This is a genomic window from Hymenobacter pini (assembly GCF_020421205.1).
Lineage (GTDB): Bacteria > Bacteroidota > Bacteroidia > Cytophagales > Hymenobacteraceae > Hymenobacter > Hymenobacter pini.
The window spans coordinates 91,517-104,104 of the sequence record NZ_JAIZZH010000006.1; the positions used below are offsets into that span (position 1 = coordinate 91,517).

The 12,588-nt window shown below is 62.0% G+C and carries 12 protein-coding genes; 8 read left to right on the forward strand and 4 right to left on the reverse strand.

Going from position 1 to position 12,588, the window contains the following annotated elements; all coding sequences use genetic code 11:
• Positions 1 to 34 precede the first annotated feature (34 nt).
• Positions 35 to 394 (reverse strand): hypothetical protein, encoded by a 360-nt coding sequence (locus LF252_RS20075; RefSeq protein WP_226271377.1) that lies wholly within the window; start codon positions 392 to 394, stop codon positions 35 to 37.
• A gap of 152 nt (positions 395 to 546) precedes the next feature.
• On the opposite strand from LF252_RS20075, the gene LF252_RS20080 reads away from it, so the two are divergent.
• A complete protein-coding gene (locus LF252_RS20080; RefSeq protein WP_226271378.1) occupies positions 547 to 2,601 on the forward strand; it encodes a tetratricopeptide repeat-containing sensor histidine kinase in 2,055 nt (684 codons plus the stop codon).
• Between the two features lie 23 nt (positions 2,602 to 2,624).
• Positions 2,625 to 3,251 (forward strand): response regulator, encoded by a 627-nt coding sequence (locus LF252_RS20085; protein WP_226271379.1) that lies wholly within the window; start codon positions 2,625 to 2,627, stop codon positions 3,249 to 3,251.
• A gap of 188 nt (positions 3,252 to 3,439) precedes the next feature.
• Here LF252_RS20085 and LF252_RS20090 read toward each other — a convergent pair whose 3' ends face one another.
• Both LF252_RS20090 and LF252_RS20095 read right to left on the reverse strand, forming a co-directional pair.
• Positions 3,440 to 4,072, reverse strand: coding sequence for a hypothetical protein (locus LF252_RS20090; protein WP_226271380.1), 633 nt, complete (start codon positions 4,070 to 4,072; stop codon positions 3,440 to 3,442).
• Positions 4,073 to 4,131: 59 nt separating this feature from the next.
• Complete coding sequence (locus LF252_RS20095) at positions 4,132 to 5,331, reverse strand: tetratricopeptide repeat protein (protein ID WP_226271381.1); 1,200 nt, start codon at positions 5,329 to 5,331, stop codon at positions 4,132 to 4,134.
• 120 nt (positions 5,332 to 5,451) lie between these two features.
• Here LF252_RS20095 and LF252_RS22910 point away from each other — a divergent pair, with 120 nt between their 5' ends.
• The 5 genes from LF252_RS22910 to LF252_RS20115 all read left to right on the forward strand — a co-directional run bounded on the left by LF252_RS22910 (position 5,452) and on the right by LF252_RS20115 (position 9,947).
• Positions 5,452 to 5,574: a hypothetical protein gene (locus tag LF252_RS22910; RefSeq protein WP_262905036.1), complete on the forward strand. Its 123-nt coding sequence runs from the start codon at positions 5,452 to 5,454 to the stop codon at positions 5,572 to 5,574.
• 271 nt (positions 5,575 to 5,845) lie between these two features.
• Positions 5,846 to 6,715 (forward strand): prephenate dehydratase, encoded by an 870-nt coding sequence (locus LF252_RS20100; RefSeq protein ID WP_226271382.1) that lies wholly within the window; start codon positions 5,846 to 5,848, stop codon positions 6,713 to 6,715.
• Between the two features lie 71 nt (positions 6,716 to 6,786).
• Complete coding sequence (locus LF252_RS20105; protein WP_226271383.1) at positions 6,787 to 7,950, forward strand: pyridoxal phosphate-dependent aminotransferase; 1,164 nt, start codon at positions 6,787 to 6,789, stop codon at positions 7,948 to 7,950.
• Between the two features lie 10 nt (positions 7,951 to 7,960).
• Complete coding sequence (locus LF252_RS20110; protein ID WP_226271384.1) at positions 7,961 to 8,806, forward strand: prephenate dehydrogenase; 846 nt, start codon at positions 7,961 to 7,963, stop codon at positions 8,804 to 8,806.
• A gap of 49 nt (positions 8,807 to 8,855) precedes the next feature.
• Complete coding sequence (locus tag LF252_RS20115) at positions 8,856 to 9,947, forward strand: chorismate mutase (protein WP_226271385.1); 1,092 nt, start codon at positions 8,856 to 8,858, stop codon at positions 9,945 to 9,947.
• Positions 9,948 to 10,180: 233 nt separating this feature from the next.
• On the opposite strand, the gene LF252_RS20120 is transcribed toward LF252_RS20115, so the two are convergent.
• Positions 10,181 to 10,984 carry a tetratricopeptide repeat protein gene (locus LF252_RS20120; protein ID WP_226271386.1) on the reverse strand — a complete coding sequence of 268 codons (804 nt, stop codon included), beginning with the start codon at positions 10,982 to 10,984 and terminating at the stop codon, positions 10,181 to 10,183.
• A 177-nt stretch (positions 10,985 to 11,161) separates the two neighbouring features.
• Between LF252_RS20120 and LF252_RS20125 the strand changes: the two genes are divergently transcribed.
• A complete protein-coding gene (locus tag LF252_RS20125; protein WP_226271387.1) occupies positions 11,162 to 12,529 on the forward strand; it encodes a lysophospholipid acyltransferase family protein in 1,368 nt (455 codons plus the stop codon).
• Positions 12,530 to 12,588 lie beyond the last annotated feature (59 nt).

A 12,588-nucleotide genomic window follows, 5' to 3' on the forward strand; every position in this document is an offset into this window, starting at 1 on the left:
AGAAGTAGCGGGTAGAAATGACACAAGATGTGAGTTAGTGCACGTGTAAGCTGGTACTGATGAGTCCGGATGCTGAGCGAAGCTGAATTTGATAATGGCCGGCGGGCCACTGGCGGGCATCGAGGGTGAGGTAGGCAGTGGCGGGGGCTACTAGTTGGGCGGGCTGCATCGGGCGGTTTTGCGCGTCTAGTACGCTTACCTGTAAGGCCCCGTGCCGGGTGGGTAGCCGCACTTGGTAACAACCTTTAAGAGTAGCATCGGGGGCTACCGCCAAGCCGGCCCGCAAATCGGTGGTGGCTTGGCCCGGCTCCGGCCAGCTGCCTGTAGTCAGCCATTGCACCGGGCGCAGCAACAATTGCAGACTGACAACCAAGAGCAGAAGTAGCATTTTCATAGCGCAGAAAAACGTGGGGCAGTGAAGGCGGAGGAACTGTTGCAAAGGTGGGCTACACGGGCCCCTCATGGCTTCACCAGAAAGTGGTAATCTGGACTACCAGAAAACCAGTATTTTTTTCTGAGCCACCCGCTTTTCTGAAAAAGCCGAGCATGTTTGCAACCGTTATGCTGTTGCTGTCGTCTGGTTTTCGGGGGGTGCAGGTAGTAGTGGTATGGGCGCTGCTCATGTTGCTGCTGCCTCAGTCGGCCCATGCCCAACGCGGCATCGACAGCCTGCAACGCGCCCTGCGTACTACCCCCGCCGATACTGAGCAGGTAAAAACGGCGCTACGACTCTCAGCCGCGCTGACCGCCACCGACACCGCCCAGGCCCGGCAAGCAGCCGCCCAGGCTTTGCGCCAAAGCCAACGCCTGGGCTACACTTACGGTCAGGCCCATAGCTGGCTGCAGCTCAGCGCGCTGCATCTTGTTGGTCATCGTTACAACTTGGCCCGGCAGGCCGCAGAGCGGGCCTGGCAACTAGCCGAGCCGCTGCTGCGTCAGCAGCCTGGCAGTGTACGGCTACGGCGGCTGCTGGCCAGTATTGCCAACAACCTCGGCAGCGCCGCCGACCAGCAGGGGCAGCTGGCTGCGGCTACGCGCTACTATCTGCAGGCGGCGGGTTATCTGGAAAATACTTCCGAAACGGCCGTGCTGCTGACGGTGTATGCCAACCTGGGCCGCACCTTTCAGCTACTGCGCCAGCCTGAGCAGGCTACCCGCTACTGGCGGCGGGCGGTAGTAACCGGCGGCCCCAGCCCCCGGCCCGAGCTGCTGCCCGCTTACCTGCAGCTGGCCGCCTGGCACCTCCAGCAACAGCAGCCCGACAGCGCGTATTCCTTCCTGCAATTGGCTGGCCCACTGCAGCCCGCCACCAGCCTGTACGCGGGCGAGTATTACGGCACACTGGGTCAGTATTACCTGTTTCGGCAGCAGCCCGAGCGGGCGTACCCGGCGCTGCAACGGGCGGCTACCTATGCCGCCCGCAAAGGCGACCCTGCTTACCAAGCCCGCTTGCTCTTCAACCTGGGGCAGTTGGAGGCGCAACTGGGCAACACCGGCCGGGCTCTGGAGCTGCTGCGCAACAGTCTGCAGTTGCTTCATCCTTTGCATGATACCGACCAGGAGGCCGCCGTGCTGACGGCGCTGGGCCGCATAGCTGAAAGCACCGGACAATACCAAACGGCCCTGCGCTACTACCGCCATAGCCAGCACCTGCGCGACTCCCTGGCGGCGGCCACCGTGCGCCAGCAGGTAAATCAGCTGGAAACCCGATACCGTACCCGGCAGCAGGCCCAACAGCTGCAACAGCTCCGGCAGCAACAACAGGCCCAACAGTTGGCGTTACGCCAGCAGCAGCGCCTCAACACGCTATACCTGCTATTGGCCGGAGTGTTGGGCGCGGCCGTGCTACTGGCGCTGGGGCTGCTGCGGCACCGGCGGCGGCTGGCCCGGCAGCAGCAGGAGCTGCAGCAGCAGCGGATTAGGCAGCTGGAGCAGGAGCAGGAATTACGCGCTGCCCAATCGGTGTTGCAGGGCCAGGAGGAAGAGCGCCGCCGCGTAGCCCGCGACCTGCACGACGGCCTGGGCGGCATGCTCTCCACCGTGAAGCTGTACCTGGGCACCCTGCGCACCCGCCACCCGCTGCCGGAGCCGGCTACTGAGTTGCTGGGGCAGTCGGTAGAGCACCTGGATAGCTCCATTAGTGAGCTGCGGCGCGTGGCCCGCAACCTGATGCCCGAGGCTCTGCTGGCGCTGGGGCTGGCCCAGGCCGTGCAGGATTTCTGCGATGCCCTGCGCCGCACCGGCCAGCTGCAGGTGGAGCTGCACCTGCACGGCCTCAGTGAGCGGCTGCCCCCCGCCCTCGAAACGGGCGTGTACCGCATTGCGCAGGAGCTGCTGAACAACGTGGTGAAGCACGCCCAGGCCCGGCACGTGCTGGTACAGCTCATGCGCCACGATGCCCTGCTGCACGTGGTAATAGAGGATGATGGCCGGGGCTTCGACCCAACGCTGGCCAGTACGGGGGTGGGCCTGCGCAGCCTGCAGGCCCGGGCTGAACAGCTGGGCGGGCAGCTTACCTTTGAATCTGAAACCGACCAGGGCACTACGGCTACCCTTACTCTGCCGGTACCCACCACCGGGGCCGCGCCGCTTTCTGCCTGATATCTTTCCGACTACTTTCCTGTATGGCTGCTATTCGTGTATTGCTCGTTGATGACCACCGGATGGTGCTGGAAGGCCTGCGGCTTCTGCTGCAGCCTCTGCCCCACATTCAGGTGGTGGGCACCTGCGCCAGTGCCGCCGAAGCACTGGCCGCCGTGGCCGCCGAAGTGCCCGATGTAGTGCTGCTGGACCTAAACCTGCCCGACCAGCCCGGCAGCGCCGTGTGCCGCCAGCTTGCCAGCACCTACCCAAGCGTAAAGGTGCTGGTGCTCACCACCCTCAACGAGAAAAGCATGGTGCAGCGACTAATGCAGGACGGAGCCGCCGGCTACGTCCTCAAAAATGCCTCCCCCGAGGAGCTGGCCGAAGCCATCAGCCGGGTGCACGCGGGCCGCAAGTACTTCAGCGACGAAGTGCAGGAGCTACTGTTGCAACCCTCGCCGCCCGCGCCCACACTACCACCGCTCACCCGCCGCGAAAAGGAAATCCTGCCCCTCATTGCCCAGGGCCTAACCAGCCAGGCCATTGCCGACCAGCTGTTCCTGAGCGCCCTCACCGTCGAAACTCACCGCCGCAACATTCTCGCAAAATTCGAAGTGAACAACACCGCCGCCCTCATCCGGCTGGCTGTGGAGCACGGGTTGTTGTAGCGCTACAGCCACCTCATTGAAACGTCATGCAGAGCGCAGCCGAGAAATCTCGCGTGCTGATGTTGTGATGGTAATCTAACGAAGCGGTAGAGATGCTTCGACAAGCTCAGCATGACGGCTGGTTTGGCAACGTCAGTACGCGAGGTTCCTCAGCTTCGCTCGGAATGATGTTCTGTTGGACAACTTGCTCAACGGCTGGCTGCCCGCTGGTTGTACTGGCGCACCACGGTTTCCAGCTCAGCCAGGCCGTAGCCGGGCTGCCGGGTTGCCACACGCTGGGCCAGCTCTTTGTCAGAAGCCAGGAAGCCGGCTACCTGGGTAGCAAATTTCTCGGGGTCGATGCGCAGGATGGTGCCATCGGCGCGGCGCAGGTACCACCGGGCACCGGTGGTTACGCTACCCGAGGCCGGCGCGCTCAACACCGGGGCCGAGCCCATAAAGCTAGCCACCGGCAGTGGCACTGTCTTCACCCGGTACACTTCTACCGGCCCCGACACCCGCAGGGCCGCCAGCTCCCCCAACTCGTTCTTGTCGGGCTGCATCAGCGCCGAGTAACGCCCGCCTACCCGCACCCAGCGGACGTTGGCGGCCGCTATCATCTTGGGTTTGAGGGTAGCAGCGGCGGGCAGGCTGGAGTAGTAGGGCACCAGCATCTCAAAACCAGCATCGGTGGTGGGCAGATAGGCCCGCACCACGGGGCCGCGCCGAGGCACCAGTGTGCCCCAGGCGTAGGTGTGGCCGCCGTAGCCGGGAGCCGTACCAGTGGTGTCGGGAGCCTGAGCCGGGCCGCTTAGCAATACGAGCAGGGTAGAAATCAGCATAGGAATAGGAAGAAAGGCGTAGGAAGCCTGCCGGGCAAAAACAGTGCTAAGCTGCTCCGTTACAGCTTCGACTCGGCCAGGCCTTTCTCAATAACCTGCATTATTGGGTGGTCGGGCTTCACCACCGTTGCCAACTGCTTCTTGGCTTCTTGAAAGTGCGGGCGAGCGGCTTGGGGCTGCTTCAGCTGCATATTCAGGGTGCCCAGGTAAAAATGCAGCAGGCCTTGCGCGGTAGGTTCCTTAGGAGCTGTGGGCAGCTGGCTCCGGAAAAAGGCTTCAGCCTCCGCCCATTGGTTGTGTTCCTGGTACACGTCCAGAATGTCGCTGAACATCTGGTCATCGGCGGGGTTGAGCTGGTAGAGCTTAGCCGCCCAGGTGGGCGCCTCCGGTGAGTGGGCTGCCACTGCCAGCCGCAGCATTCCGCGCATAGAGGGCGCATCCTGCGGGTTCAGGGCCAGGCTTTGCTGATAGGCGGCTTTGGCTTCGGCCGGTTTCTGCTGCTGCTCCTGCAGCATACCCAGCATGCGGGCGGCATCGGCGCGGCGACGCGGCTCGTCTGCGTACAGGTCGTAGGCGGCTTTGGCGTGCGGAATACCCTCGGCTGGCTTTTTCTGCAGCCACAGGGCGTAGGAGAGGTTATAGTGCGAGTTCGGGTAGTCGGCCTTCAGGGCTACCGACTTCTCGAAGGCTGCCGTGGCGGGCGCAATCTGGTCGCGCAGCAGCTGCACGTAGCCCACGCCGAAGTAGGAGGTATAGTCGCCGAGGCCGTGGGCGTGAGCCGCGTTGTAGTAGCGCAGCACCAGGTCTTGCTTCTGCTGCTCGGGCTTATCCTGCTCCCCGCACCCGCACATAAGCACGGCGTACCAATAGTCGCCGAGTCCTTTGCTGAGGGCGTAGTTGGTGGGGTACTTGCGCTGCAGGCGGTTGAGCTCCAGCGGCAGATTCAGCATGTGCATGGAGTAGTCACCTTCCCGGCCGCGCAGCTTCTCCACGGTTTCGCCGGGAGCCAGGTCGCGCAGCCCGAATGCCTGGTGGTTCATGCTGATGAGGTAGTTCTCCAGCACTAGCTTTTCCTTGGCCAGCAGTAGTTCCGGCTGCAGGTTTTTGGGGTCGGCTTTGTCCAGCACCTCAAACGCCGATTCGTATTTTTTCTCTTTTGTGAGCTGGGCCGCGCGGGTCAGGGCAGTTGCCGCGGGAGTTTGGGCCAAGGCCACCTGAACGGTTAACCCCAGCACGGTAGCTATGCTATAAAAACGCATTAATCAACGAGTTATCTGTGTTGTTTCCGAGACGGGCAGGCCGGACACTACGGTAGCTGAAAGTTGCCGTTTTTCCGCTGATTTCGGAGACAAACGAACAGTTGTTCGGGCTTTTTTTGCATGTTGCATTTGGAATTGCCGCCGGCCGGTCCCACCTTGCTGCCAGTAAACCCCCTGACACTCATGGCTCAGCCCACGGCCCGCTTCTTTTTTAGCTATTATTTCTACTACGCCAACGCGTAGTCGAGCGGCCTCCCTGTAGCCTTCCTAACCCGAACTCTTCAGCGCCTCTCGACCAGCTCGGGAGGTGCTTTTTTTACGCTCATTTTTCCGCCCCATGGCACCGCAGGCATTCTTCTATTACGGCTTTAGCTACGGCTTCTTTTACCGGAAGCCGCCGGGGCCCGCTTGCCAGTTGTGAAGCACCACGCTTCACGCCACTGCAACCCAGGGCCCCACACCGGAGGCCCTTTTTTGTTGCTCAGTCTAACTACTCACTTCTCACTTCTAAAAAATGATTGCCATTCAAGGTTTCGCCGGAAGTTTCCACCAGATAGCCGCCCGCCAGCACTTCGGCGCGGACGTGGCGGTACTGCCCTGCGCCACCTTTACCGAGCTGGTGCAGGCCGTGGCCCAGGGCCGGGCCCGCGCCGCCGTTATGGCCATCGAAAACTCCATTGCCGGCAGCATTCTACCCAACTACACGCTGCTGCGCAAAGCCGGCCTGCGGGTGGTAGGCGAGGTGTACCTGCACATCGGCCAGCAGCTGCTGGCGCTGCCCGGGCAGCAACTGGAGGATATCCGGGAGGTACACTCGCACCCCATGGCCCTGCTACAATGCGCGGATTACCTGAATCAATTTCCGCACTGGAAGCTGGTAGAAACCGAGGATACGGCCCTGAGTGCCCAGCGCATCCGGGAAGGGCTGCGCACGGGGGTGGCCGCCGTGGCCGGGCACCTGGCCGCCGAGCTGTTCGACCTGAACGTGCTGGCCGCCGATATTCAGTCGGAGAAGAACAACTACACCCGGTTTCTGGTGGTGGCCCTCCCGGAAAACGCCCCAATGACCGAGCTGCCTACCAAGGCCTCGCTCTATTTCGAAGCACCCCATACCACCGGCAGCCTGGCCCGCATCCTGACGGCCGTGGCCGAGCGGGGCGTGAACCTGAGCAAGCTGCAGTCGTGCCCCCAGCCGGGCCGCACCTGGCACTACTTCTTCCACGCCGATTTGGAGTTTGATGCTCTGGCTCAGCTGGACGAAACCCTGGCTGCCCTGGCTCCCCTTACTGAAAATCTGCAGCTGCTGGGAGCTTACGCTAAAGGACTGGATGACAGCAAAAACCTGCATTCGGAGCCGGCGAAGAAGCTGCTCACGCTTGCCTAATTAAACAACCGGCTGTTTGTCACAACAAGGTCCTCAATCAACTACTATCAACTAACCATCAGCTTACCCTCATGCAAGTTGCCAGCCGCCTTCAGCACATTCAGGAATACTACTTCTCCCAGAAGCTGCGGGAAATTGACGGCATGAACAAAGCCGGTGCGCAGGTGATTAACCTCGGCATCGGCAGCCCCGATATGCCCCCGCACCCCCGGGTTATTGCCGCCCTCACCCGCGCCGCCGAGCAGCCCAACACCCACGCCTACCAGGGCTACAAGGGCGTGCCCGCGCTACGCCAGGCCATGGCCGACTGGTACCAGCGGCAGTACGGCGTGGCCCTCAACCCCGACACGGAACTGCTGCCGCTGCTGGGCTCCAAGGAAGGCATCATTCACATCAGCATGACGCTGCTGGAAGCTGGCGACGAGGTGCTGATTCCGAACCCCGGCTACCCGGCCTACCGCGCCGCCGCCCACCTCAGCGGGGCCACCCCCATCGACTACGACCTGAAGGCAGAGAACAACTGGCTGCCCGACATAGAGGCCCTGGCCCAGCGCGACCTGAGCCGGGTGAAGCTGATGTGGGTAAACTACCCCCACATGCCCACCGGCACGGCCCCCAGCCCCGAGTTCTTCGAGCAGCTGGTGGCGTTTGCCCAGGCCCACAACATTCTGCTGGTGCATGATAATCCCTACAGCTTCATCCTCAACCAAGCCCAACCTCAAAGCCTACTAGCGGTGCCGGGGGCGCGGGAAGTGGCTCTGGAGCTCAACTCCCTGAGCAAGTCGCACAACATGGCGGGCTGGCGCGTGGGGCTGCTGGCCGGCCGGGCCGATGTGCTGCAGGAAGTGCTCCGCTTCAAGAGCAACCTCGACTCCGGGATGTTCCTGCCGGTGCAGCTGGCCGCCGTGGAAGCGCTGAACCTAGACAACAGCTGGTACGAGGAGCTGAACGCCCACTACCGGGCCCGGCGGGAGTTGGTGTTCGAGCTGCTGCACCTACTGGGCTGCACCTTCGATGCCAACCAGGTAGGCCTGTTCGTGTGGGCGCAGGTGCCGGCCCGGTATGCTGACGGCTACACCCTCAGCGACGAAATTCTGCAAAGAGCCCGGGTGTTCCTGACGCCGGGCGGCATCTTCGGCAGCAACGGCAACGGCTTCATTCGCATCAGTCTGTGCCAGCCCACCGAGGTGCTGCAGCAGGCGCTGGCGCGGGTGCGGGCGGCGTTAGGCAAATAATCTCATCGTCATGGTAGTTACCATCATCGGAATTGGCCTGATTGGCGGCTCTCTGGCCCTGAGCCTCAAGGAAACCGCCCTGGCCCACCACATCATCGGCGTAGACCGGAGCCCCGAGCACCTGCGCGAAGCTGTGGCCATCGGCCTCATCGACGAGCCCACCCAGGACCTGGCCGAGGCCGTGCGCCGCGCCGACCTGGTAGTGGTGGCCGTGCCCATGGATGCCATGCTCACGGTGCTCCCCCAGGTGCTGGATGCGGCCACCGAGCGGCAAACGGTTATCGACGTAGGCTCCACCAAAGCCCTGCTGCTGGGCGCGGTAGAGAATCACCCCCAGCGGAGCCGCTTCGTGGCGGTGCACCCCATGGCCGGCACCGAGTACTCGGGTCCTTCGGCGGCGCTGCCGGGGCTGTTCCGGGATAAGACGCTGGTAATCTGCGACGCGCCCCGTAGCGCCCCGGATGCCGTGGCCCGGGTGGAGGCCGTGTTCGGGCGGCTGGCCATGCGGCTGGTGTACATGGACGGTACCGCTCACGACCTGCACACGGCCTACATTTCGCACATTTCGCACATCACCTCCTTTGCCCTGGCCCTCACGGTGCTGGAAAAGGAAAAGGAAGACGAGCAGATTTTTGCCCTGGCCAGCGGCGGTTTCGAATCAACGGTGCGCCTGGCCAAAAGCTCGCCCGATATGTGGGTGCCCATCTTCCGCCAGAACCGGGAAAACGTGCTCGATGTGCTGGATGAGCATATTCACCAGCTTCAGCACCTGCGCCAGCTGTTGAATCAGGAAGACTACCCGGCTGTTTATCAACAGATCCAGCAGGCCAACCTCATCAAGAAAATTCTGAAGTAAGCTGTTGTTACACAGCCGCTCCTCGCAAAACATACAACCTAACCATACCATGAGTCAGTCGCTTACCGCCGAGCAACCCGTTGCCACCTCGTTGCTGAAGAAAAAACCGCTCATCATTTCCGGGCCCTGCTCCGCCGAAACCGAGGAGCAGCTCATTGCCACCTGTACCCAGCTGGCCGCTACCGGCAAAGTGGATATGCTGCGGGCCGGCATCTGGAAGCCCCGCACCAAGCCGGGCATGTTCGAGGGCATCGGCACCAAGGGCCTGCCCTGGCTGCAGAAGGCCAAGCAGCTCACCGGCCTGCCTACCACCGTGGAGGTGGCCACGCCCAAGCACGTGGAAGATGCCCTGGCCTTCGATGTGGATGTGCTCTGGATTGGGGCGCGCACCACCGTCAACCCCTTCTCGGTGCAGGCCCTGGCCGATGCGCTGCGGGGCGTGGATATTCCGGTGCTCATCAAAAACCCCGTGCACCCCGACCTGGAATTGTGGCTGGGGGCCGTGGAGCGCCTAGCGAAAGTGGGCGTGAAGGACCTGGGCCTGATTCACCGGGGTTTCGCCAGCTACGGCAACACCGAGTTCCGCAACGCGCCGATGTGGCACCTGCCCATTGAAATGAAGCGCCGCCTGCCCGAGCTGCCCATCATCTGCGACCCAAGCCACATCTGCGGCAACCGTACCGGCTTGGCCGCCGTGGCCCAGAAAAGCATCGACCTGGACTTTGACGGGCTGATGCTGGAGTCGCACATCGACCCCGATAACGCCTGGAGCGACGCCAAGCAGCAGGTAACACCCCAGCGCTTGGCCGAACTGCTCGACGGCCTGATCTGGCGTCACGAAACCACCGACCAGCAGGAGTTCCTGAACAAGCTGGCCCAGATGCGCGAGCAAATCAACCAGCTCGACGACGAGATTCTGCACCTGCTGGGCCGCCGTATGCAGGTAGCCGAGAACATCGGTACCTACAAAAAGGAAAATAACATCACCATTCTGCAGGCCAGCCGCTGGAACGAAATCCTGGAGCGCGGTATCCAGAAAGGCCACAAGCTGGGCCTCACCGAAGACTTCATTATGAAGTACTTCGATGCGGTGCACCTGGAGTCCATCAACCGCCAAAACCGCGTGATGAACCAGAAATAGGTGGTTGGGTGGTTAGGTGATTGACCTGTCATTGTGAGGCCAGAGGCCGAAGCAATCCGTCCTTCTCCAGACTCAACACCCTGACCCACGCAAAAGCCCCTGACGTGAGAACCAGACGTCAGGGGCTTTCTGCGTTTCAAAGCTTGGAGCATTTTGAAAGGAAAGACTGCTTCGCGCTGCTCACAATGACGGTTCCGCAATTCATCCATTCAACCATTCAGCCATCCTCCCATTCACTTCATCCTTTCCTCAATCTGGCTGAGCAGGAAGGCGGCATCTTCCTTGTGGGCGTCGTCGGGGAATAGCTCTACGGCCCGGCGGGCGTGCTGCTGGGCAGCGTTGAACTGCTTGAGCTCCAGCAGTACAAAGGCCAGGTTGAGGTGGGCGGTGGCGTACGTGGGCCGGAGCTGCAGGCTGCGCTCAAACGGGGCCAGGCTCTCCTGGAACTGGCCCAGCCGCTGGTAGGCGTAGCCCAGCGCGAAATACGATAGGTAGTCTCCCTGACCGTGGACGTGGGCTTCCTGGTACTGCTTAATGGTACGCCGGAACACCTCGTCTTCACCCAACTCGGCCTCGGCACAGTCGCATTGCTGCACGGTGAAATAGTAGTCGCCGAGGGCGCGGGCCAGCTTGTAGTTATCCGGGAAGCGGGTTTGCAGGCGTTCCAGTACCTTGCGTACCGGAAAACGGTAGCGTAACGAGTCGGTACCCAGTTGGCGGATGCTGTCGAGACTGGGGTCCAGTAGTTTAAGGTTGCGGAAGGCGAAGCGACTAAGGTCCTCGGTATTGGCGTAGTAGTTCAGGGCCACATCCGTTTTTTCCAGCACCACGGCCGGCACCGCATTGGCCGGGTCCGTTAGCTCCAGCAGCTGCCAGGCGCTTTCGTAGCGGCGTTCCAACACCAGTTGCCGGGCCTGGCGCAAGGCCGTAGCCTCGGCCGCCGTGGTGGTAGCCGCCGTGGTTTGTGCCTGGGCTGGCGGGGGTAACATTACCCGGCTGATGTAAAAGAGGAGGGGCAAAAAGAACAGGCGAGCCATTGGGGCCAAAGATGCAGGTTTTTGGCGGGCTGACCCACGGCTGAAAAGTCTGAATTCGGCGGGTTGTGGTTGGACGCTTCCGCCGAAAATTATGCAGGTTGCTACCCCAACTCGCTCCCGCAACTTGGGGGCCACTGTTGAGTATAACCAACTCTCCTCTCACCCTTTCCCACGGGTATGCTTTTTTACACCGTTATGAAGCCCCTGGTGCAGGTGGCGTTGCGCGTTTTTTTCCGGCAGCTGGAAGTGCGCCACCCCGAGCGCCTGCAGCAACCCGGGCCGCTACTCATCTGCAGCAACCACCCCAACACGCTCATGGACCCCTTGGTGGCGGCCGTAAACCGCCGCCAGCCCATTGCCTTCCTGGCCAAGAGCACCTTCTTCCAGAACCCGATTCTGCGGGCCATCATGGAGTCGGGCAACTCCATTCCTATTTACCGCCGCCAGGATGTGGACTCCGGAGCCGAAAAGCTGACGCCGGCCCAGCTGGAAGCTATGAACGAGAAGATTTTCGGGCGCTGCTATGATTACTTCGACAAAGGCGGCACCATCATGATTTTCCCCGAGGGCACCAGCGTGCAGGAGCGGCGGCTGCGGCCCCTCAAAACCGGGGCGGCCCGTATTGCGCTGGGCGCCGAGGCCCGCCACGATTTCCGGCTGGGCCTGCGCATCCTGCCCATGGGCATCAACTACTTCGACCCCAGTCGGTTCCGCTCCGATGTGTTTGTGGATGTGGCCGAGCCCATTGCCGTGGCCGAATACGCCGACCAGTACCGCCAGGACCCCGAAGCCGCCGCCGATGCTCTGACCGAGGAAATTCGCCGCTGCATGGAGCAACGGCTGGTAATTACCCGCACCGACGAGGAAGACGAGTTGGTAACGCAGGTGGAGCGCACTTTCGGCCAGCACCTTATCCAGGACGACGAAGAAACCCTCTACGACAATTTTCAACTCAGTCGCACCTTGCTGAAGGCCGTGCGCTACTTTGAGCAGCACGATGCCGGCCGCCTCGGTGACGCCCGCGAGAAACTGCACGCCTACCACCAGGAGCTGCAGCAACTGCGCCTGACGGATGATGCCCTGGAAACCCGTGGGCCGGCTGGCAACCGGCTGAGCCGGGCCGTATCGGCGGGGGTACGGCTGGTATTGGGGGCGCCGCTGTATCTGTATGGGCTCATCAACAACTACCTGCCCTACAAAATACCATCGTTGGTAGCTCGTCGTGCTACCAACGATGTGGAGTTTGTGGCTCCTATCATGTTGGTGGTGGGTATGATAACCTTCACAGCGTTTTATCTGGGCCAAACGGCGCTGGTGCACCATCTTACCGGTAGCTGGCTGTGGGCGCTGCTGTACTTTATTAGCCTGCCTATTAGTGGGTTTTACGCCCTGAGTTACGCCGGCAACCTGCGCAGCCGCCTGCGCCGCTTGCGGGTGTTGCGCCTGTTCCGGCAGCAGCCCCAGCGCCTGGAAGCCCTGCTTCGCCAGCGCACCGAGTTGATTAAGCTGTTACGGGAAGCCCGGGCCACGTACCTGGCAAAATAAGTAGTGCCAGTAGTGGTGCGTATCCATCGGGCATTCCCAATAGATACGCACCACTACTG

What these genes read in the sequence shown, in the direction of transcription:
- LF252_RS20075 (WP_226271377.1), bottom strand. Translation starts at nt 394, where the DNA reads ATGAAAATGCTACTTCTGCTCTTGGTTGTCAGTCTGCAATTGTTGCTG.
- LF252_RS20080 (WP_226271378.1), top strand. Translation starts at nt 547, where the DNA reads ATGTTTGCAACCGTTATGCTGTTGCTGTCGTCTGGTTTTCGGGGGGTG.
- LF252_RS20085 (WP_226271379.1), top strand. Translation starts at nt 2,625, where the DNA reads ATGGCTGCTATTCGTGTATTGCTCGTTGATGACCACCGGATGGTGCTG.
- LF252_RS20090 (WP_226271380.1), bottom strand. Translation starts at nt 4,072, where the DNA reads ATGCTGATTTCTACCCTGCTCGTATTGCTAAGCGGCCCGGCTCAGGCT.
- LF252_RS20095 (WP_226271381.1), bottom strand. Translation starts at nt 5,331, where the DNA reads ATGCGTTTTTATAGCATAGCTACCGTGCTGGGGTTAACCGTTCAGGTG.
- LF252_RS22910 (WP_262905036.1), top strand. Translation starts at nt 5,452, where the DNA reads ATGTTGCATTTGGAATTGCCGCCGGCCGGTCCCACCTTGCTGCCAGTA.
- LF252_RS20100 (WP_226271382.1), top strand. Translation starts at nt 5,846, where the DNA reads ATGATTGCCATTCAAGGTTTCGCCGGAAGTTTCCACCAGATAGCCGCC.
- LF252_RS20105 (WP_226271383.1), top strand. Translation starts at nt 6,787, where the DNA reads ATGCAAGTTGCCAGCCGCCTTCAGCACATTCAGGAATACTACTTCTCC.
- LF252_RS20110 (WP_226271384.1), top strand. Translation starts at nt 7,961, where the DNA reads ATGGTAGTTACCATCATCGGAATTGGCCTGATTGGCGGCTCTCTGGCC.
- LF252_RS20115 (WP_226271385.1), top strand. Translation starts at nt 8,856, where the DNA reads ATGAGTCAGTCGCTTACCGCCGAGCAACCCGTTGCCACCTCGTTGCTG.
- LF252_RS20120 (WP_226271386.1), bottom strand. Translation starts at nt 10,984, where the DNA reads ATGGCTCGCCTGTTCTTTTTGCCCCTCCTCTTTTACATCAGCCGGGTA.
- LF252_RS20125 (WP_226271387.1), top strand. Translation starts at nt 11,162, where the DNA reads ATGCTTTTTTACACCGTTATGAAGCCCCTGGTGCAGGTGGCGTTGCGC.